Below are 18,433 nucleotides of genomic sequence, written 5' to 3'. Positions count from 1 at the left end.
TTCCCTCGCCGCGACCCGCCTGCGGAGGTATGTGTGTCCTGCCTGATCGTCCAGAGCGACAAGACGCTGCTGCTGGAGGTCGACCACGAGCTCGCCGACGCCTGCCGTCGGGCGATCGCGCCCTTCGCGGAGCTGGAGCGGGCACCCGAGCACATCCACACGTACCGGGTGACGCCGCTCGGACTGTGGAACGCCCGGGCCGCCGGCCACGACGCCGAACAGGTCGTGGACGCGCTCGTGGAGTACTCCCGCTACCCGGTGCCGCACGCGCTGCTCGTCGACATCGCCGAGACCATGGGCCGCTACGGGCGCCTCACCCTCAGCAAGCACCCCGCGCACGGGCTCGTCCTCACCAGCACCGACCGGCCGGTGCTGGAGGAGATCCTGCGGTCGAAGCGGGTGCAGCCGCTGGTCGGGGCGCGGATCGACCCCGACACGGTCGTCGTGCACCCCTCCGAGCGCGGGCAGATCAAGCAGACGCTGCTGAAGCTGGGCTGGCCCGCCGAGGACCTCGCCGGCTACGTCGACGGCGAGGCCCACCCGATCGAGCTCGCCGAGGACGGCTGGAGCCTGCGGCCCTACCAGCAGCACGCCGTCGAAGGTTTCTGGCACGGCGGCAGCGGAGTGGTCGTACTGCCCTGCGGCGCCGGGAAGACGCTGGTCGGGGCGGGCGCGATGGCCAAGGCGAAGGCGACGACGCTGATCCTCGTCACCAACACCGTCTCCGCCCGCCAGTGGAAGAACGAGCTGGTGAAGCGGACCTCGCTGACCGAGGACGAGATCGGCGAGTACAGCGGGACGAAGAAGGAGATCCGGCCCGTCACCATCGCCACCTACCAGGTCCTCACGACCCGGCGGAAGGGCGTCTACCCCCACCTGGAGCTCTTCGACTCCCGCGACTGGGGCCTCATCGTCTACGACGAGGTGCACCTGCTGCCCGCGCCGGTCTTCAAGTTCACCGCCGACCTCCAGGCCCGCCGCCGGCTCGGCCTGACCGCGACCCTGGTCCGCGAGGACGGCAAGGAGGCGGACGTCTTCTCGCTGATCGGACCGAAGCGGTTCGACGCGCCGTGGAAGGAGATCGAGGCGCAGGGGTACATCGCGCCCGCCGACTGCGTCGAGGTCCGGGTCAACCTCACGGAGTCGGAACGGCTCGCGTACGCGACGGCCGAGGCGGAGGAGAAGTACCGCTTCTGCGCGACGACGGCGACGAAGCGGCGGGTGACGGAGGCGCTGGTGAGGAAGTTCGCCGGGCAGCAGATCCTCGTCATCGGCCAGTACATCGACCAGCTCGACGAGCTCGGCGCGCACCTCGACGCGCCCGTCATCAAGGGCGAGACGACGAACAAGGAGCGCGAGCGCCTCTTCGACGCCTTCCGCAACGGCGAGATCAACGTCCTCGTCGTCTCGAAGGTCGCCAACTTCTCGATCGACCTGCCCGAGGCCACGGTCGCCATCCAGGTGTCCGGCACCTTCGGCTCCCGCCAGGAGGAGGCCCAGCGCCTCGGCCGGGTGCTCCGCCCGAAGGCCGACGGCCACCAGGCCCACTTCTACTCGGTCGTCGCCCGCGACACCATCGACCAGGACTTCGCCGCCCACCGGCAGCGCTTCCTGGCCGAGCAGGGCTACGCCTACCGGATCGTCGACGCGGACGAGCTGCTGGCGCCGTAGGGAGCCCGGTCCGGGCCCGGCGGCGGCGCGTACACGGGGCGGGGGTTCCGGACGCCCGCGCCGCCCGGGCCCCGGTCGTCGCCGAGGTCGCCGAGGAGGACGACGCCCACGGCGGCGGAGCCGAAGGCCCGCACGGCCGCCACGAGACGCCGCGGGCGGGGGCGGGGGACGGTGGTCACGAGGGTGAAGGTCGTCGCGCTCATGACTCCATTCTGGAATCCGGACATTCGCGGCACATCGGCCTGGGGTCGGACACCGGCTCACCCTTGCGGGGGATCCCGCCCCTACGGGAAACCGATTCGCCCGGGCCACCCGCCCGGAGTTAGACTCACCGGCTTCCCCGCCTCCCGTCCCGGCCCGCGCCGGCACGAGGAACGCGCCGCCGCCCGGTCGGAAACCGGCGGCCACATCGACGTACCCGTGTGTCCGTATCCGTGTGTCCGTGTATCCGAGTAACGACCGGAGGCTCCCCCGTGTCCGCTGCCGTGCCCACCGACGATCCGCTCGTACGCGAGCGGGCCCACCTCTCCTCCTCCCGCGCCGCCCTGCGCGCGATGCGCGAGGAGGTGGAGGCGCTGGACATCAAGGACGTCACCGCCAACTGGGTCAACTCGATCGTCCTGGAACGGCAGATCGAGGACCGCATCAAGGCGCTCGCGGACCTCTCCCACACCCCGCTCTTCTTCGGCCGGCTCGACTACCTGCCCCCCACCCAGCACGGGCAGCGCTTCTACATCGGGCGGCGGCACGTCCACGACGCGCACGGCGACCCCATGGTCATCGACTGGCGCGCGCCGGTCTCCCAGCCGTACTACCAGGCGTCGAAGAAGGACCCGCAGGACGTCGGGCTGCGCCGCCGCTTCGGCTACACGGGCGGCGAGCTCACCGCGTACGAGGACGAGCACCTCTCCGACCCCGCCGAGCTCGAACGGACCAGCCGGCTGCTCCAGGCGGAGATCGAGCGGCCGCGCGTCGGTCCCATGCGGGACATCGTGGCGACGATCCAGCCCGAGCAGGACGAGATCGTCCGCTCCGACCTCTCCGGCACGCTCTGTGTGCAGGGAGGCCCCGGCACCGGAAAGACCGCCGTCGGCCTGCACCGCGTCGCCTACCTGCTGTACGCCCACCGCGAGCGGCTGGCCCGCACCGGCACCCTCGTCATCGGGCCGAACCGGTCCTTCCTCCAGTACATCGAGCAGGTGCTCCCCGCCCTCGGCGAGCTGGAGGTGAAGCAGGCCACCGTCGACGACCTCGTCGCGCACGTGGAGGTGCGGGGCACGGACGAGGCGGCGACCGCGGTCGTGAAGGGCGACGCCCGGATGGCGGAGGTCCTGCGGCGGGCGGTGTGGTCGCACGTGACGCTGCCGACGGAACCGCTGATGGTGGTGCGCGGCTCGCGGCGCTGGCGCGTCCCCGCCTACGAACTGGAGGAGATCGTACGGGAGCTGACGGCGCGTGACATCCGCTACGGGGCGGCCCGGGAGGCGCTGCCGCAGCGGATCGCGCACGCGGTGCTCGTCCGGATGGAGCAGGCGGGCGAGGCGCCCGACGACCGCGTGCAGAACGCGGTGGCGCGCAACGCGGCGGTGAAGGCCGCGGTGAAGGAGTGCTGGCCGCCGGTCGATCCGGCGAAGCTGGTGCTGCGGCTGCTCGGCGACCCGGAGTTCCTGGCGGAGCACGCGGCGGGCGTGCTGAGCGAGGAGGAGCAGAAGCTGCTGCTCTGGGCGAAGCCCGGGCGGAGCGTGAGGACCGCGAAGTGGTCGGCGGCGGACGCGGTGCTGATCGACGAGACGACGGACCTCGTCGAGCGGACGCACTCCCTCGGACACGTGGTCCTCGACGAGGCGCAGGACCTGTCCCCGATGCAGTACCGGGCGGTGGGCCGGCGCTGCACGACCGGTTCGGCGACGATCCTCGGCGACCTGGCGCAGGGCACCACGCCGTGGGCCACCGCGAGCTGGCGGACCGCCCTGGAACACCTCGGCAAGCCGGAGTCCCGCGTGGAGGAGCTGACCGCGGGCTTCCGCGTGCCGAGCGAGGTCATCGCGTACGCGTCCCGGCTGCTCCCGCACATGGCTCCGGGGCTGGCGCCGGTGGAGTCGGTCCGGGAGAACCCGGGCGCGTTCGAGATCCGGGAGGCGGCCGCCCCCTCCGACGCGGCGGTGCTCTCCGCGTGCGTGGACGCCCTCGCCCACGAGGGCTCGATCGGCCTGATCGCCGCGGACGCGCGGATCGCGCCGCTGGCGGAGGCGCTGGAGGCCGCGGGGCTGCCGTACCTCTCCCCCGGCCAGGAGACCACCGCCGCGTCACGGCTCACGCTCGTCCCGGCGTCGCTCGCGAAGGGCCTGGAGTACGACTACGTGGTCCTCGACGAGCCCGCGGCCGTCGTGGACGGCGAGCCCGACGAACGCACCGGTCTGCGCCGCCTGTACGTGGCCCTGACCCGGGCGGTCTCCGGTCTGACGATCGTTCACGCGGCACCGCTGCCGGGCCGGTTGAGCCCGCTCGGGTAACCACGCCGTCCCGGCGGAACGCGCCCCGCGGCGGACCGGCGCACGCGGGGTCAGCCGGATTCGGGGAGGGCTTCGGTCCAGGCCCGGCGGGCCACGGCGGCCAGGACGGGGTTCGGGGCCGGGGCGGTGCCGGGGCCGCCCAGGTCGCCGTAGTAGTGGTCGGTGACCAGGCCCCAGCAGAGGGCCCAGCCCCGGCCGCGGGCCCACGTCGCGTCGTCGACCTCGGAGGCCGCGCGGAAGAGGGGGCGGGTGGCCGCGGTGAGGAGCGTCCAGGCCGGGAGGAGGTCCGCGGCGGGGTCTCCGGTGCCGAGGCCGCCGAAGTCGATGACCGCGCTCAGGCGGCCGTCGCGGGTGAGGAGGTTCCCGGGGAGCAGGTCGCCGTGGAGCCAGACCGGCGCGCGGTCCCAGGCGGGGAGCGCCAGGACCCGCTCCCAGGCGTCGAGCGCGGCGCGCGCGTCGAGGAGTCCGGCGGCGGCGAGCCCGGCGACGGCGGACGGCAGGGCGCCGCCCTCCCACTCGGTGACGGCGCCGCCCCGGAAGGACCGGGGCCCGCCGGTGGCGTCGGCCGCCCGCAGGGCGACCCCGAACCGCCCCAACTCCTCGGCGGCGTGGGCGGGATCGGTGACGGGTTCGGCCCAGGCGTCGGCGCCGTCCAGCCACGCGTACACCCCCCAGGGCTCCCCGAACCCCTCCCCCGGGGCGCCGGCCCCGACGGGCACCGGCACGGGCAGCGGCAGCCCGGGCGCGAGCCGGGGCAGCCAGCGCTGCTCCTTCTCGATCTGCCCGGCCGCCCACTCCGCCTTCGGCAGCCGTACGACGAGCTCGTCGCCGAGCCGGAACATCGCGTTGTCCGTGCCGGCCGAGGCCACCTGTCGTACGTCGAGGCCCGCCCAGTGCGGGAACTGGGCTCCGATCAGCCGTCGTACCAGCGCTTCGTCGATGCCGTGGGATGCGTCCGCCATGCGGGGAGGCTAGCGAGGGGGCAGCACCGCCGCACCGGCTTTTCGGCCCCGGCCGGGCGCGGGCCCGGCGGCCGGTCCGTCACGGCGTGTCCAGCACCTCGCGCCAGGTGCGGACGGCGTCCGGGGAGACGGGGGCGGCCCAGCCCCGGGGCCGGGCGGCGCCGCCGATGTGGAAGGCGGTGAGGCCGGCGGCGCGCAGGCGCGGGAGGTGGTCGAGGCGGAGGCCGCCGCCGACGAGGATCTGGGGTTCGTAGCCGGGTTCGCCGGCGCGGGCGGCCTCCGCCTCCAGGACGGGCAGGCCGTCGTCGACGCCGCCGGCGGCACCGGCCGTGAGGTAGGTGTCGAGGCCGGGGAGGTCGGCGAGGCGCTTGCGGAGGCCGTCGCGGTCGGCGGCGCGGTCGATGGCCCGGTGGAAGGTCCAGCGGGCGCCGTCGAGGACGGCGACGAGCCGTTCGACGGCGACCAGGTCGGGTTCGCCGTCGGCGGTGAGGAAGCCGAGGACGAACTCGTCGGCGCCGGCGGCGCGGAGGTCGGCGGTCCGCGCCACGAGCGCGTCGAGTTCCTCGGGGTTCCCGGCCGCGAAGCCGTCCGCCAGGCGGAGCATCACGCGGAGCGGGATGTCGACGGCGCGGCGGATGGCCGTGAAGGTGGCCGTCGACGGGGTGAGGCCGTCCGCCGCCATGTCGGTGACGAGTTCGAGGCGGTCGGCGCCCCCGGTCTGGGCGGCGACCGCGTCCTGCTCGTCGAGGGCGATCACCTCCAGGACAGCACGGTTGCTCATTGCGCCCATTCCTCCATGAATGACGGCTACAGGTCTAGTCCAATGACCAGACTAGCCGTGCGCGTGACCGCCCGCACCGTGCTCGGCCGTCTCCGAGGGGGTCGCGGCCGGCGCCGGGGGCGTCGCCGGGGCGCCGGCCTTCACGGTGAAGGCGGCGGTGCGGACCTCGCCCTCGTGCCGGAAGTCGAGGAAGAGGCGGTACGTGCCGGGGCTCGGCGCGGTGGCGGTGAAGGAGACGTCGGGGCCGGGGCCGCCCTCGTTCGGGTGGACGTGGAGGTAGGCGAGGTCGCCCTGACGGAGGGCGACCAGGTGGCCGTACGCGCCGAGGTACGGCTCCAGGTCGGTGACCGGCTCGCCGTCCTTGGAGACGGTGAGGCGCAGCTCACCGGCCTTGCCGGGGTCCAGGGTGCCGCCGAGGCGGACCTGGTAGCCGTCGACCGTGGCGGTGGGCGCGGCGGCGGGGAGCGGCTCGGGGGCGTAGGCGCCGGGGACGCCGAGGTCGACGCCGAGCGTGAGGGCCTTCGCGCCCTTCGCGGCGGGCTTGAAGTCGGCGAAGGCCTTGTAGCCGCCGGCGGCCGGCAGGTCGGCCTCGACGGTCCAGGTGCCGTCGGCCGCCTTCTCGGGGTGGAGGTGGCGGAAGACCGTCAGGTCGCGCGAGGCGACGATGAAGTGCAGCTCCTTGTCGTGTTCGGTGGCGAAGGCGGTGACCTTCTTCCCGGTGGCGTCCCGGATGGAGAACGTCAGGGTGCTGCGGCCGACGGGCGGGGTCGGGGTCTCCAGGGCGAGGGTGTAGCCGCCGTCGGAGACCTGGAGGCCGCCGGGGAGCCCGGCGGTGGCGGGGGCCGCGGAGGGGTCGGCCTCCTCGTGGCCCTCGTGGCCGCCGGCGGAGGCGGTGGGCGCGGGGGTGGCGGTGGCGTGGTCGCCGTGCTCCGCCTTCGCGGGCCCGTCCACCGGGCCGACGCCCTTCCCCACCCCGTACGCGGTGCCGAAGGTCGCGGCGAGCGCGGCGGCGAAGGCGGTGATCCTCACTCCGGTGTTCATGGCTGCTCTCCCTGATCGCGGGGGCGCCTCGGGGTGCCCCTGGGGGGTGTTCCCGAGGGCGCCCCTGGGGGTCTTCTCGGGGGCGTTCCTCTGTTCTCTGCACTTCACCATACCCCTGGGGGGTATCAAGTCAAGTCGGGTCGACACTTGCGTCGGATACCACGGGGGGGTATACATGGACCCACACCGCCGATACCCCCCGAGGGTATCCGGTCCACCGGACGCACGATGGAGGACGACATGGGTTCCTGCTGCACCCCCGACCACAGCTGCTCGACCACCGGCACGACCACCGCGGTCGCCGTCGCCGACGCCACCAGCACCGTCTACGCCGTCTCGGGCATGACCTGCGGCCACTGCAGGACCGCGATCACCCGGTCCGTCGGCGCGCTGGAGGGCGTCCTCTCCGTCGACGTCGACGTCGACGGCGGCCTGGTGACCGTCACCACGGACGGCGCGCCCGACGACGCCGCCGTCGGCGCCGCGATCGACGACGCGGGCTACGAGCTGACCGGCCGCGCCTGACCACCGGCGCCCCCCAGGCCGCCGGGGCCCGACCGATCCCCCGCCCGGGCCCCGGCCCCCCGACCCGCCACACCGAGGAGCAGGAAATGACCACGACCACTCCGGGCACCGCCCAGGTCGAGCTCGCCATCGGCGGCATGACCTGCGCCTCGTGCGCGGCCCGCATCGAGAAGAAGCTCAACCGCATGGACGGGGTCGAGGCCACCGTCAACTACGCGACCGAGAAGGCGAAGGTCACCTTCGCCGCCGACATCCCGGTCGCCGACCTGATCGCCACCGTCGAGGCCACCGGCTACACCGCCGAGGAGCCCGCTCCCCCGCGGCCCGCCAGCCCCGGCGAGAGCGGCCCCTCCGACGAGGAGAAGGCGGACGCCGAGCTGCGGCCGCTGAGGCAGCGGCTGATCACCGCCGTCGCCCTCGCCGTGCCCGTCATCGCGATGGCGATGATCCCGGCGCTCCAGATCGAGTACTGGCAGTGGCTCAGCCTGACGCTCGCCGCGCCGGTCGTCGTCTACGCCGCCTGGCCCTTCCACAAGGCCGCCTGGACCAACGCCCGGCACGGCGCGGCCACCATGGACACCCTGATCTCGGTCGGCACGACCGCCGCGTTCCTGTGGTCCCTGTGGGCGCTGTTCTTCGGCACGGCCGGCACGCCGGGGATGACGCACCCCTTCGAGTTCACCATCGCCCGCACCGACGGCGCCGGGAACATCTACCTGGAGGCCGCCGCCGGCGTCACCGCCTTCATCCTGGCGGGCCGCTACTTCGAGGCCCGCTCGAAGCGGAAGGCCGGCGCCGCGCTCAAGGCGCTGATGCAGCTGGGCGCCAAGGAGGTCACCGTCGTCGAGAACGGGCGCGAGATCACCGTGCCCACCGCCGAACTCCAGGTCGGCGACCGCTTCCTGGTCCGCCCCGGCGAGAAGATCGCCACGGACGGCGTCGTCGTCGAGGGCTCGTCCGCCGTCGACGCCTCCATGCTCACCGGCGAGTCCGTGCCGGTCGAGGTCTCCGCCGGCGACGCCGTCACCGGCGCCACCCTGAACGCCGGCGGCCGTCTGGTCGTCGAGGCCACCCGCGTCGGCGCCGACACCCAGCTCGCCCGGATGGCGAAGCTCGTCGAGGACGCGCAGAACGGCAAGGCCGCCGCCCAGCGCCTCGCCGACAGGATCTCGGCCGTCTTCGTGCCGATCGTCATCGCGCTCTCGCTCGGCACCCTCGGCTTCTGGCTCGGCACCGGCCAGGGCCTGACCGCCGCCTTCACCGCCGCCGTCGCCGTCCTGATCATCGCCTGCCCGTGCGCCCTGGGCCTGGCCACCCCGACCGCCCTCATGGTCGGCACCGGCCGCGGCGCGCAGCTCGGCATCCTGATCAAGGGCCCGGAGGTCCTGGAGACCACCCGCAAGGTCGACACCATCGTCCTGGACAAGACCGGCACCGTCACCACCGGCCGGATGACCCTCATCAAGGTCCACACGGCCGCCGGTACGGACGAGACCGACGTGCTGCGCCTGGCCGGCGCCCTGGAGCACTCCTCCGAGCACCCGATCGCCCAGGCCGTCGCCACCGGCGCCGCCGCGAAGGTCGGCGCCCTGCCCACCCCCGAGGACTTCGCCAACGTCCCCGGTCTCGGCGTCCAGGGCGTCGTCGACGGCCACGCCGTCCTCGTCGGCCGCGAGAAGCTGCTCGAAGAGTGGGCGATGGAACTGCCCGCGAGCCTCAGGTCCGCGAAGGACGCGGCGGAGAAGGCCGGGAAGACGGCCATCGCGGTCGCCTGGGACGGGGAGGCCCGCGCGGTCCTGGAGGTCGCCGACGCGATCAAGGAGACCAGCGCGGAGGCGATCCGCCGGCTCAAGGGCCTCGGGCTCACCCCGATCCTGCTGACCGGCGACAACAAGGCGGTCGCCGAGTCGGTCGCCGCCGAGGTCGGCATCGCCGAGGTCATCGCCGAGGTCATGCCGCAGGACAAGGTCGACGTCGTCAGGAAGCTCCAGGCCGAGGGCCGTTCGGTCGCCATGGTCGGCGACGGGGTCAACGACGCCGCCGCACTCGCCCAGGCCGACCTCGGTCTGGCGATGGGCACCGGCACGGACGCGGCGATCGAGGCCGGCGACCTCACCCTCGTACGAGGGGACCTGCGGGCCGCGGCGGACGCCATCCGGCTCTCCCGCAGGACGCTCGGCACCATCCGGTCCAACCTCTTCTGGGCCTTCGCCTACAACGTGGCCGCCCTGCCGCTCGCCGCGGCCGGACTGCTCAACCCGATGATCGCCGGCGCCGCGATGGCCTTCTCCTCGGTCTTCGTGGTCGGCAACAGCCTGCGGCTGCGCGGCTTCCAGCCCGCGGACAAGTGATCCGCCCCTCCTCCTCCCCCTGATGCGACGGGAGCCCGCCGTGGCCGGTTACGGACAGCACAAGGAAGACATCATCAGAAGGCTCCGGCGGATCGAGGGACAGGTCCGGGGAGTGCAGCGGATGGTCGACGAGGACGTCTACTGCATCGACGTCCTGACCCAGGTCTCGGCCGTCGACGCGGCCCTCCGGTCCTGCGCCGTGGCCCTCCTGGACGAGCACCTCGGCTGCTGCGTCACGGAGGCGATCGCCGTCGGCGGAGACCGGGCGAAGGCGAAGGTCGACGAGGCGTCGAAGGCGATCGCCCGGCTGATCCGGGCCTGACGGAGTCCCCGACCGCCCCCGTACGGGGCCCGCGCGAGCGGGCCGCGCACGGGGGCGGCCGGCGTTCCGGGCCGTCCGCGCCGACCGGGGTCAGACGTGGAGCTCCGGAGGGAAACCGGTCCAGCGGAGCGGGGCGGGGAGGTGGGCGGTGTCGTTGAAGACGAGCAGGGCCGGGGGACGTCCGGGCGCGTAACGGATCACGGTCAGCGCCGCGTTCGCGTGGTTGACGCCCATCCACCGCCACGCCGGCGCGTCCAGCGCCGCCCGCACCAGCCACCCGACGAGGAAGTTGTGCGTGACGAGCAGCTCGTGGCGCGGCTCGTCCCCCGCGACCGGCCCCGTGAAGCGCGCGACCGCCTCCGCGGCCAGCTCCGCGCCCCGCGCCCGCTCCTCCGCCGGGAACAGGTCGAGGAAGCCGAGCATCGCGTCGGCCGTCTCGCCCGGCAGTTCCTCCCGGGAGGGCTGGTACGGGACGTAGTCGCCGGCCTCGTCGCGGACGCGCACCGGTACGCCGTCGAGCTGCTCCCCGATCAGCCGGGCCGTCTCCGCGGCGCGGGCGAGCGGCCCGTGGTGGACCGCCGTCAGCGGGACGCCGCGGAGCCGCTCCCCGAGCAGCACGGCCTGGCGCCGCCCCGCCTCCGTCAGAGCGCTCTCGTCGGGCGTGGCCTCTCCGTGCCGGGTGAGGTAGAGGTAGCGGGCGGCAGTGCCGGACATGTGGGTGCACCTTCTCCGTCGTGTACAGGTCCCCCCAGGGACGCCGCCGGAGCGCGGGCCGGTTCCCCCCGCGGGCGACCCGGGACGGGCGGGGCCCGGCCGGGCCTGCCCGTGACCGGGCGCGCGGGCGGGGGCCGTACGGGTGGACTCGCCCCGGCTCCGGGCGGCAGCCGCGGTGCCGGGCCGGGTCCCGGTGCTGATCTGGCAGCGCCCGCACCCTCCCCCGCACCCCGAGAAGGCGCTCCCCCATGCGACGACGCGTCCCCCACCGCAGGCTCCTCGCCACCGCCCTGCTCCTCGCGGCGGCGGCCCTCGCCCCCGCCGCCCTGCCGGCGACGGCGGCCCCCGTTCCGGTGCCGCTCCGGCACGGCGACGACTGCCGGGACGGCGACGGCCTCCCGCCCGCCACCACCGCGCGGCTCGACTCCACCGTCGAGAAGGTCCGCCGTCAGGCCGGCATCCCCGGTCTGGTCGTCGGCGTCTGGATGCCGGGCAAGGGGTGCTACGTCCGGGCCACCGGCGTCGCGGACAAGAAGACCGGCGAGCCGATGTCCCCCGACGGGTACATCCGGATCGGCAGCGAGACGAAGACCTTCACCGTCACCGCGCTGCTCCAGCTCGTCGACGAGGGCAGGGTCGGGCTCGACGACCCCGTCGACGACTACGTCCGGGGCGTCCCGAACGGCCACCGGATCACGCTGCGGCAGCTCGCCGGGATGCGCAGCGGACTGTTCCCGTACACCTCCGACCCGGACTTCGTCCACGACCTGCTGAGCGAGCCGAAGCGGCCGTACAACCCGTGGGAGGCGCTGTCGTACGGCTACCGGCACGCGAACACCTTCCAGCCCGGCGCGACCTTCCAGTACTCGAACTCCAACCTCGTCCTCCTCGGCCTGGTCATCGAGAAGGTCACCGGCCGGCCCCTCGCGGAGGTCCTCCGCGAGCGGGTGATCCGGCCGGCCGGGCTGCGGCACTCGTTCCTCCCGAAGGGCGCCGAGTTCCCGAAGCCGCACCCCCGCGGCTACACCGACCAGACCCTCAGCGGCGCCGTCGCCGACGCCACCGACTGGAACCCGAGCTGGGCCTGGGCGGCGGGCGCGATGATCTCGGACTTCGAAGACCTGCGCCGCTGGGCCCGGGTCCTCGCCACCGGCGAACTCCTGAGCCCCGCGACCCAGGCGCAGCGCCTCAGGACGCTGCCGACGGGCTTCCCCGGGACCTCCTACGGCCTCGGCATCCTGAACACCAACGGCTGGATCGGCCACAACGGCTCCCTCCCCGGCTACGAGACGGTCACCGTCTACCTCCCGTCCCGGAAGGCCACCCTCGTCCTGATGCTCACCACCGACGCCCTGAGCGGCGGCCAGGAGCCCTCCACGCTGGTGGCGCGGGCCGTCACGGAGATCATCACGCCGGAGAACGTCTACGCGGGATCGGTCACTCCGCGCGGCTGACGAAGGCGGCGGGGGGGAACCGGTTCCTCCGACGGCCCGGCGGATACGGGCCGTTCCTGCCGAAGGGCCGGGGTCGGTGGATCCTCGCGGGCTTCGCCGTGTGGACGTTCTCCGCGCCGCGGTGGACCGGCCTCGGGTGCGACCACCCGGAGGTGTGCAGGGCGGTCGTCCGGTTCGGGACGCCGGAGGGACCGGAGTTCCCGCCGGCCTGCGCCGGATGGCGTTCCGTGCCTACGATCGGGCCATGAGCGCTGACTGTTCCCGCTGGTCCCTCGGTTCCCGGAGCTCTTTCCTGTCCATCGGGTCGGTCGGCTCGACGCTGTCGATCGGCTCGGTGGGCTCCTTCCTGTCCATCGGCTCGGTCGGCTCCGCCGCCTCCGTCCTCTCGGTCGGCTCCTGGGCGAGCCTCGGCTCGCTGCTGTCGGCGGAGTCGCAGTGGTCGGCACTGTCCTGGCGCTCCCGGGGCGCCCTGATGGGGGCGGGCGCCGCCCTCACGACCGCCGCGCTGCTGGCCCTGGCCCACCGCGAGTGATCACGCGTTCGCGCACCCGCCGGCGGGCGCTTCCGCGGACCCGCTCCCGGCGTCGATCTTCGACCTGAGCGCGGTCAGGAGGTCGCGGAGGAGGCCGATGGACGTCTCGTCCGTCAGGGTGCCGTCGGCGTCGAAGCGCTCGTGCGAGCGGAAGAGGTGGACCTCCGGCTTCACCACGACGTCGCTGTCCGTCCAGACGAAGACCTGACGCAGCGCCAACTGGGCGCGGACGGTACCGAAGTTGGTGGGCGCGGCACCGAGGATCGCGACGGGCTTGCGGTGCAGCGGGAGGCCTTCGGCGCGGGTCGGGTCGGTGGAGATCCAGTCGATCGCGTTCTTCAGCACGCCCGGGACCGAGTAGTTGAACTCCGGTGTGGCGATGAGGATCCCGTCCGCCTCGGTGACCCGCCGGCGCAGCTCCGTCACGACGGCCGGACGGCGGTCGGGGTGGTCGAGGTCCTGGTCGTACGGCGGGATCTCGCGGAGGTCCTCGTAGATCTCGATGTCGAGGCCGCCGGGGTTGAACTTGCGGGCCGCGTGCAGCAGCAGCGTGTTGTGCGAGTCGGCGCGGAGCGAGCCGGAGACGGCGAGCACGGTGGCGGTCATGGGAGTCCCCCTGGGTGAGTGGTGAGGGCAGCGTCGGCTGCGATCGCCCTGAAGGTAAACCGATCGGTTCAATACGTCAACCGAACCGTTCAGTCTTGACAGTGAACCAAACGGTGTAGTTCTCTCGCTCCATGACGCCAGCCACGCCGAAGCCCTTGCCGACAGCCACCGGGCGGACCGCCGCCCCCGTCACCGCTCCGGCCGGCCGGCCGGAGCGGATACCCGCGGGCGGTGCGTCGTGACGGCCCCGGCGCAGCCCCTTCCCTCCACCGCGGACCGGCGGAGGAGGGGCGGAGGACCGGTACTCGCGGCGCTCGCCGCGCCCGCCGCGGCCGGGGTCTCCGGGCCCGCGCTCGTCGTCCCCGAGGCGGCGGCCTCGCTCGGGGTGTCCACCGGGACGGCGGCCTGGCTCCTGACCGTGTTCGGGGTGGGGATGGCCGTCGGCACCCCCCTGCTGACCGCCGCCGGGCGGCGGAGCGGGCCGAGCGGCACGCTGCGGGCGGCGGCGGCGCTCGTCGCCGCCGGGGCGGCGCTCGTCCTCCTCCTCCCCGGGTTCGCCGCCGCCCTGGCCGGGCGGGCCCTGCTCGCGGCCGGCGCGGCCGGGTTCAACGTGGCGGCCTTCCAGCTCGCCGGCCGCGACCGGAGCGGCCGCTCCGCCGGGCTCGTCGCGATCGGCAGCGCGGTGGGCGGGACGGCGGGGCTCTTCGGCGGCGCGGCGATCGCGGCGACGGCCGGCTGGCGCGGGGCGCTGGTACTGCCCCTGCTGAGCCTGGTGGTGCTGGCCGCGGCGCGGGACCTCGTGGCGGGAGCGCGGCCGCCCGGCGCGGAGACGCCCGGCACCGCGGCGCCCGCGGGCGGACTGTCGACGGTGCTCCGCTCGCGCGCGTTCCTCTCCGCCGCCGCGCTCATGCTCCTCCTCTCCACCGTCAACTTCGGGCTCATGTACGCCGGACCCCAGCGCGTCGTCGGGATGACCGGATGGAGTCCCGTGCGGACCGGGGCGTTCGCCGCCCTCGCCGCACTCGCGGGGGCGCTGGCGTCCTGGGGGCTCGTCCGGGCCCGGGCCCGGTGGTGGGTGCTGGCCGGCGGGGGCGCCCTCGCCGTCGCCCTCGCCGCCTCGGGGCCCTGGGCCTGGGTCGTCCTGGCCGGGTCCGGTGTCGCCTCGCTCGTCACCGCCGGCGGTCAGGGGCTGCTCACCGGCGCCTCGACCGCGGGGCTGCCCGAGGAGCGGCACGACACCGCCGTCGGCCTGTTCAACTTCGCCTTCCTCGTGGGCGTGGCCGCCGGACCGGCGCTCGCCGCCGCCCTCTTCTCCTAGCCCTCTTCTCCTGGCCCGCTCCTCCTGGCCCGTCCCGACCCGACCCAATCCTTCTCCGGAGCCGTCATGTCCTACCCCGACCCCCGTTACCTCGGCGACCAGGGCGAGATCAGCGCCCGCTTCCGGCCCGCCGGCACCCCGCCCGACTTCGTCGCCACGGGCGCCGCGCCCGCCGCGTACCACTACCTCTCCACCACGCTCGACACCCGGGGCGAGTACGGGCTCTACCGGGTGGACATGGGCCCGGAGTCGGCCGGGCCGGGCACCCACTTCCACAAGGCGATGTCGGAGGCGTTCTTCGTGCTCTCCGGGACGATCCGGATCTTCGACGGGGAGCGCTGGGTGGACGCCCGTTCCGGCGACCACCTCTACGTCCCCGTCGGCGGGCTGCACGCCTTCCGGAACGAGTCGGGCGAGCCGGCGTCGATGCTGATGCTGTTCGCGCCGGGCGCCCCCCGCGAGGAGTACTTCGAGCAGGCCGGCGCCCTGGCCGGGCTCGGCGCCGAGGAGCGGGAGGCGTTCCTCGTGAAGCACGACAGCTTCTTCGTGTGACCCGGAACCGGAGCCTTCTTTGCAGACCGAACCGTTCAGTTCATATACTGGGACGCCTCCCGCCCTGCTCCCTCACCCCTAGGACGCACCCATGGCCGCCAGCAAGGACGTCCTCGACGAGTACGGGATCCCCGTCATCCCCGACCCCGCCGACGCGGCCTCCCGCAAGCGGCAGGCGATCATCGACGCCGCGCTGACGGAGTTCCTGGCGGAGGGGTACTCGGCGGCGTCGATGGACGCGATCACGGCCCGGTCCGGGGTGTCGAAGGCGACGATCTACAAGCACTTCGGCAGCAAGGAGCGCCTGTTCCTGGCGGTCATCGGCGGAGTGCTGCCGAAGACCTACGCGGATCTGGAGCCGACGAACTCCACCATCGCCGCCGCCCCCGACCTGCGCTCGGCGCTGGTGCGGCTGACGACGGACTGGGCGCGGATCCTGCTGCGGCCGGACATCATGTCGCTGCGCCGCCTCGTCATCGGCGAGATAGACCGGTTCCCGCAGCTGGGGCAGCTCTGGTACCGGGTCAGCTACGACATGAACAACGGCCCGCTCGTCGAGGCCTTCACCGAGCTGGACGCGCGGGGCGTCCTCGACGTGCCGGACCCGAAGCTGGCGGTCCAGCAGCTGGTCGCGGCGACGCTCGGGGTGCCCCAGCTCGTGCGGACCTTCTCGCCCGAGGCGCGGATCGAGGAGGCCGAGCTGGACCGGGTGATCAGCTCGGGAGTGGACCTGTTCCTGGCGCGGTACGCCACCGGCGCCTGACCGCCGCCCAGCCGAGCAGCCCCGCCGCCCACGCGCCCGTGGTGAGCAGCTGGGTGCGGCTCGCCGGGTCGCCGAGCATGAAGAGGAGCACGGCTCCGATGCCGGCGAGGGCCGTGACCGAGGCGACGGAAGGGCCGCGCAGCCGCAGGTGGGAGCCGGCGATCAGGGCCCAGACGATCAGGATGGCCGCGCCGATCGAGTTCAGCAGGAACGGGAAGACCGTACGCGGCCACAGCAGGCTCAGCGCGACCGAGGCGAAGCCGAAGGCGGCCGAGGCGAGGACGGCGCCCACCGGGACGCCGGCGCGGACGCGGCCGAGCGCGGGCGGGGCGTCGCCGCGCTCCACGAGGGCGTTCAGCATCCGGGAGGAGCCGTAGATGTTGGCGTTCATCGCGGAGAGCAGGGCGATCAGCACGACCGCGGCCATGACGTCGGCGGCGCCCGGAACGCCGATCCGTTCCATCACCGCCGTGTACGGGCCCTCGGCGAGACCCGGAGCGTTCCAGGGGACGAGGGCGACGACGACGGCCATCGAGCCGAGGTAGCAGACGGCCACCCGCCACATCACCGCGCGGACCCCGGAGCGGACCGCGCGGGACGGGTCCTCGCACTCGGCGGCGGCGATCGTGACGGTCTCCAGACCGCCGAAGGCGAAGACGGCGGCGACCATGCCGACGGCCACCCCGTGCCAGCCGTGCGGCAGGAAGCCGCCTTCGGCGGTGAGGTGGGCCGCCCCCGGCGAGGGGAAACCGCCGACCAGGCCCGCGAGGGCGGCGCCGCCGAGCAGCAGGAAGCCGGCGATGGCGGCGATCTTCAGGCCGGCGAACCAGAACTCCAGCTCGCCGAAGCGGCGCACACCGGCCAGGTTGACCGTGGTGAAGACGGCCATGAAGACCGCGACCCACGCCCACGGGGGCACGGACGGCACCCAGCCGTGGGCGATCCTGGCCGCGCCGATCGCCTCCGCCGCGACGCTCACGACGAGCAGCGCCCAGTACATCCAGCCGGCCAGCAGTCCGGCCCAGCCGCCGAAGGCCCGCCGCGCGTGCTCCGCGAACGCACCGGCCACCGGCCACTCGGCCGACAGGTCGCCGAGCATCCGCATCACCAGCACCGTGAGCACGCCGGCGAGCGCGTAGGAGACGAGGATGCCGGGCCCCGCGGCCGCGATCCCCACCCCCGACCCCACGAACAGCCCGGCGCCGATGGCCCCGCCGAGCGCGATCATCGCCAGATGTCTCCGGCGCAGCCCGCGCACCGGAATCCCTGGCTCGGCCACGCGCTCGGCCCTGTGCTCCGTCATGTCTCCCCCGATCCGGATCATGGTGATCGGAAGGAAGTGTCCACCAGGCACGCGCCGGGCCCCCCGTCCGGTCACCTCATGAGACCCACCGCCAGGACCGCGATCAGGGTGCTCGACACCAGGCCCGTGAGGAGCCGGGCGCGGGCGCCCGTCAGGGCGTGGCCGAGGAGGGTGCCGGTGCCGGCGAGCAGCAGCTGCCAGCTCGCCGAGGCGGCGAAGGCCGCGGCGACGAAGACGGCCGCCTCGGCCGGCCCCGTCGTGGCGTGACCGCCGAGGACGAGGGCCGTGAAGTACAGGACCGTCATCGGGTTGAGGATCGTGATGCCGAGGAAGGTCAGGAAGGCCCGGTGCGGTGTCGTCACCGGCCGTTCCTCCGCCGGGGTCCCGGCGCGGTGGGCGCGGAGCGCGGTACGGGCCGAGGCCGCCGCGAGGGCCAGCAGGACGAGTGCGGACGCCCATCGCAGGGGCGTCGCCACCGGCGCGAGGAGCGGCACGAGCGCGGCCCCTCCGGCGACCGCGACCAGGGCGTACACCCCGTCCGCCGCCGCGATGCCGAGCGCCGCGCCCGCTCCCGTACGCCACGGGCTGCGGGCCGCGACCGCCACCAGGTGCGCGCCGACGGCGCCCACCGGGACCGCGATGCCGTAGCCGGCCAGCAGGCCGGCCACCACCGCGGCGGTCACGCGACGGCGGGGGCCGCACCTCCGGTGACCGGGGCCGTGCGCTGTCGGTGGTAGGCCGCGCCGTCCTTCGTGCGGGCGAGGAAGCCGCCGACGACGAGATACCGGCGAAGGGCCGGGTAGTCCTCGTGGACGCTCTTCAGCGCCTCGTTGACCTCCGGCTCGCGGTACACGCGGCCGGACTCGAAGAGGGTCTCCGCGAGGTGGGCGAGGAGCGCCTCGCGGCGGCCCACGCGGCGCGGGATCGCGACGAGGCGTCCCTCGGCGGAGAACAGGTCCGCGACGGACCTGGGGGAAGGATGGCTGCTCATGGGGGAAGGGTGTCGGCCACGCCCCCGCCCCGCA

At 74.3% G+C, this 18,433-nt stretch carries 19 protein-coding genes; 10 read left to right on the top strand and 9 right to left on the bottom strand.

Annotated elements, in window-relative coordinates; all coding sequences use genetic code 11:
- The first annotated feature begins 33 nt into the window (after positions 1-33).
- Positions 34-1,671 carry a DNA repair helicase XPB gene (locus ACFQ8C_RS14380; RefSeq protein WP_383456405.1) on the top strand — a complete coding sequence of 546 codons (1,638 nt, stop codon included), beginning with the start codon at positions 34-36 and terminating at the stop codon, positions 1,669-1,671.
- Here the strand turns inward: ACFQ8C_RS14380 and ACFQ8C_RS14375 are convergent.
- Positions 1,632-1,874 carry a hypothetical protein gene (locus ACFQ8C_RS14375; RefSeq protein WP_383456402.1) on the bottom strand — a complete coding sequence of 81 codons (243 nt, stop codon included), beginning with the start codon at positions 1,872-1,874 and terminating at the stop codon, positions 1,632-1,634. The two genes, ACFQ8C_RS14380 and ACFQ8C_RS14375, sit on opposite strands and share 40 nt — an antisense overlap.
- Before the next feature lie 270 nt (positions 1,875-2,144).
- Between ACFQ8C_RS14375 and ACFQ8C_RS14370 the strand changes: the two genes are divergently transcribed.
- Complete coding sequence (locus tag ACFQ8C_RS14370; protein ID WP_383456399.1) at positions 2,145-4,184, top strand: HelD family protein; 2,040 nt, start codon at positions 2,145-2,147, stop codon at positions 4,182-4,184.
- 50 nt (positions 4,185-4,234) lie between these two features.
- Here the strand turns inward: ACFQ8C_RS14370 and ACFQ8C_RS14365 are convergent, their stop codons facing one another.
- The 3 genes from ACFQ8C_RS14365 to ACFQ8C_RS14355 form a co-directional block, all read right to left on the bottom strand.
- A complete protein-coding gene (locus ACFQ8C_RS14365) occupies positions 4,235-5,146 on the bottom strand; it encodes an aminoglycoside phosphotransferase family protein (protein WP_383456397.1) in 912 nt (303 codons plus the stop codon).
- 79 nt (positions 5,147-5,225) lie between these two features.
- Positions 5,226-5,927: a copper homeostasis protein CutC gene (locus tag ACFQ8C_RS14360; RefSeq protein ID WP_383456394.1), complete on the bottom strand. Its 702-nt coding sequence runs from the start codon at positions 5,925-5,927 to the stop codon at positions 5,226-5,228.
- A gap of 51 nt (positions 5,928-5,978) precedes the next feature.
- Entirely contained in the window at positions 5,979-6,968 is a 990-nt protein-coding gene (locus ACFQ8C_RS14355) for a hypothetical protein (protein WP_383456393.1), read from the bottom strand.
- Positions 6,969-7,208: 240 nt separating this feature from the next.
- On the opposite strand from ACFQ8C_RS14355, the gene ACFQ8C_RS14350 reads away from it, so the two are divergent.
- The 3 genes from ACFQ8C_RS14350 (at position 7,209) to ACFQ8C_RS14340 (ending at position 10,166) form a co-directional block, all read left to right on the top strand.
- Positions 7,209-7,493, top strand: a complete 285-nt coding sequence (locus ACFQ8C_RS14350; protein ID WP_383456391.1) for a heavy-metal-associated domain-containing protein — start codon at positions 7,209-7,211, stop codon at positions 7,491-7,493.
- Between the two features lie 86 nt (positions 7,494-7,579).
- A complete protein-coding gene (locus ACFQ8C_RS14345) occupies positions 7,580-9,844 on the top strand; it encodes a heavy metal translocating P-type ATPase (protein WP_383456388.1) in 2,265 nt (754 codons plus the stop codon).
- 40 nt (positions 9,845-9,884) lie between these two features.
- The gene (locus ACFQ8C_RS14340; protein ID WP_383456464.1) at positions 9,885-10,166 is read left to right on the top strand and encodes a metal-sensitive transcriptional regulator; all 282 of its coding nucleotides are present in this window, start codon (positions 9,885-9,887) and stop codon (positions 10,164-10,166) included.
- Between the two features lie 90 nt (positions 10,167-10,256).
- Here the strand turns inward: ACFQ8C_RS14340 and ACFQ8C_RS14335 are convergent, their stop codons facing one another.
- Positions 10,257-10,880 carry a histidine phosphatase family protein gene (locus ACFQ8C_RS14335; protein ID WP_383456385.1) on the bottom strand — a complete coding sequence of 208 codons (624 nt, stop codon included), beginning with the start codon at positions 10,878-10,880 and terminating at the stop codon, positions 10,257-10,259.
- A 248-nt stretch (positions 10,881-11,128) separates the two neighbouring features.
- Here ACFQ8C_RS14335 and ACFQ8C_RS14330 point away from each other — a divergent pair, with 248 nt between their 5' ends.
- On the top strand, positions 11,129-12,334 hold the full coding sequence (locus tag ACFQ8C_RS14330; RefSeq protein ID WP_383456382.1) for a serine hydrolase domain-containing protein: 1,206 nt from the start codon (positions 11,129-11,131) through the stop codon (positions 12,332-12,334).
- A 244-nt stretch (positions 12,335-12,578) separates the two neighbouring features.
- Complete coding sequence (locus ACFQ8C_RS14325) at positions 12,579-12,866, top strand: hypothetical protein (protein ID WP_383456380.1); 288 nt, start codon at positions 12,579-12,581, stop codon at positions 12,864-12,866.
- Here ACFQ8C_RS14325 and ACFQ8C_RS14320 read toward each other — a convergent pair whose 3' ends face one another.
- Positions 12,867-13,472 carry an NADPH-dependent FMN reductase gene (locus ACFQ8C_RS14320; RefSeq protein ID WP_383456378.1) on the bottom strand — a complete coding sequence of 202 codons (606 nt, stop codon included), beginning with the start codon at positions 13,470-13,472 and terminating at the stop codon, positions 12,867-12,869.
- A gap of 238 nt (positions 13,473-13,710) precedes the next feature.
- Between ACFQ8C_RS14320 and ACFQ8C_RS14315 the strand changes: the two genes are divergently transcribed.
- From ACFQ8C_RS14315 to ACFQ8C_RS14305, 3 genes are all read left to right on the top strand, one after another.
- Complete coding sequence (locus tag ACFQ8C_RS14315) at positions 13,711-14,790, top strand: MFS transporter (RefSeq protein ID WP_383456375.1); 1,080 nt, start codon at positions 13,711-13,713, stop codon at positions 14,788-14,790.
- Positions 14,791-14,856: 66 nt separating this feature from the next.
- Entirely contained in the window at positions 14,857-15,342 is a 486-nt protein-coding gene (locus tag ACFQ8C_RS14310; RefSeq protein ID WP_383456373.1) for a cupin domain-containing protein, read from the top strand.
- Between the two features lie 91 nt (positions 15,343-15,433).
- Entirely contained in the window at positions 15,434-16,105 is a 672-nt protein-coding gene (locus ACFQ8C_RS14305; protein WP_383456370.1) for a TetR/AcrR family transcriptional regulator, read from the top strand.
- Here the strand turns inward: ACFQ8C_RS14305 and ACFQ8C_RS14300 are convergent.
- The 3 genes from ACFQ8C_RS14300 to ACFQ8C_RS14290 all read right to left on the bottom strand — a co-directional run bounded on the left by ACFQ8C_RS14300 (position 16,056) and on the right by ACFQ8C_RS14290 (position 18,399).
- The gene (locus ACFQ8C_RS14300; RefSeq protein ID WP_383456368.1) at positions 16,056-17,408 is read right to left on the bottom strand and encodes an amino acid permease; all 1,353 of its coding nucleotides are present in this window, start codon (positions 17,406-17,408) and stop codon (positions 16,056-16,058) included. The two genes, ACFQ8C_RS14305 and ACFQ8C_RS14300, sit on opposite strands and share 50 nt — an antisense overlap.
- A 71-nt stretch (positions 17,409-17,479) precedes the next feature.
- Positions 17,480-18,091: a LysE family transporter gene (locus tag ACFQ8C_RS14295; protein ID WP_383456365.1), complete on the bottom strand. Its 612-nt coding sequence runs from the start codon at positions 18,089-18,091 to the stop codon at positions 17,480-17,482.
- Positions 18,088-18,399: a DUF2087 domain-containing protein gene (locus ACFQ8C_RS14290; RefSeq protein WP_383456364.1), complete on the bottom strand. Its 312-nt coding sequence runs from the start codon at positions 18,397-18,399 to the stop codon at positions 18,088-18,090. The genes ACFQ8C_RS14295 and ACFQ8C_RS14290 overlap by 4 nt, the downstream gene beginning before the upstream one ends.
- Between the last annotated feature and the right edge of the window lie 34 nt (positions 18,400-18,433).

It is taken from the genome of Streptomyces sp. NPDC056503, from assembly GCF_042794995.1.
Classification (GTDB): Bacteria; Actinomycetota; Actinomycetes; order Streptomycetales; family Streptomycetaceae; genus Streptomyces.
The sequence above is the reverse complement of the archived record's forward strand: the minus strand, read 5'-3'. Positions and strand labels throughout refer to the sequence as shown.

Excerpts from the sequence above, each read along its gene's own strand:
- ACFQ8C_RS14375 (WP_383456402.1), bottom strand. The coding sequence starts at position 1,874 with ATGAGCGCGACGACCTTCACCCTCGTGACCACCGTCCCCCGCCCCCGC.
- ACFQ8C_RS14365 (WP_383456397.1), bottom strand. The coding sequence starts at position 5,146 with ATGGCGGACGCATCCCACGGCATCGACGAAGCGCTGGTACGACGGCTG.
- ACFQ8C_RS14360 (WP_383456394.1), bottom strand. The coding sequence starts at position 5,927 with ATGAGCAACCGTGCTGTCCTGGAGGTGATCGCCCTCGACGAGCAGGAC.
- ACFQ8C_RS14355 (WP_383456393.1), bottom strand. The coding sequence starts at position 6,968 with ATGAACACCGGAGTGAGGATCACCGCCTTCGCCGCCGCGCTCGCCGCG.
- ACFQ8C_RS14350 (WP_383456391.1), top strand. The coding sequence starts at position 7,209 with ATGGGTTCCTGCTGCACCCCCGACCACAGCTGCTCGACCACCGGCACG.
- ACFQ8C_RS14345 (WP_383456388.1), top strand. The coding sequence starts at position 7,580 with ATGACCACGACCACTCCGGGCACCGCCCAGGTCGAGCTCGCCATCGGC.
- ACFQ8C_RS14335 (WP_383456385.1), bottom strand. The coding sequence starts at position 10,880 with ATGTCCGGCACTGCCGCCCGCTACCTCTACCTCACCCGGCACGGAGAG.
- ACFQ8C_RS14330 (WP_383456382.1), top strand. The coding sequence starts at position 11,129 with ATGCGACGACGCGTCCCCCACCGCAGGCTCCTCGCCACCGCCCTGCTC.
- ACFQ8C_RS14325 (WP_383456380.1), top strand. The coding sequence starts at position 12,579 with ATGAGCGCTGACTGTTCCCGCTGGTCCCTCGGTTCCCGGAGCTCTTTC.
- ACFQ8C_RS14320 (WP_383456378.1), bottom strand. The coding sequence starts at position 13,472 with ATGACCGCCACCGTGCTCGCCGTCTCCGGCTCGCTCCGCGCCGACTCG.
- ACFQ8C_RS14310 (WP_383456373.1), top strand. The coding sequence starts at position 14,857 with ATGTCCTACCCCGACCCCCGTTACCTCGGCGACCAGGGCGAGATCAGC.
- ACFQ8C_RS14305 (WP_383456370.1), top strand. The coding sequence starts at position 15,434 with ATGGCCGCCAGCAAGGACGTCCTCGACGAGTACGGGATCCCCGTCATC.
- ACFQ8C_RS14300 (WP_383456368.1), bottom strand. The coding sequence starts at position 17,408 with ATGACGGAGCACAGGGCCGAGCGCGTGGCCGAGCCAGGGATTCCGGTG.
- ACFQ8C_RS14290 (WP_383456364.1), bottom strand. The coding sequence starts at position 18,399 with ATGAGCAGCCATCCTTCCCCCAGGTCCGTCGCGGACCTGTTCTCCGCC.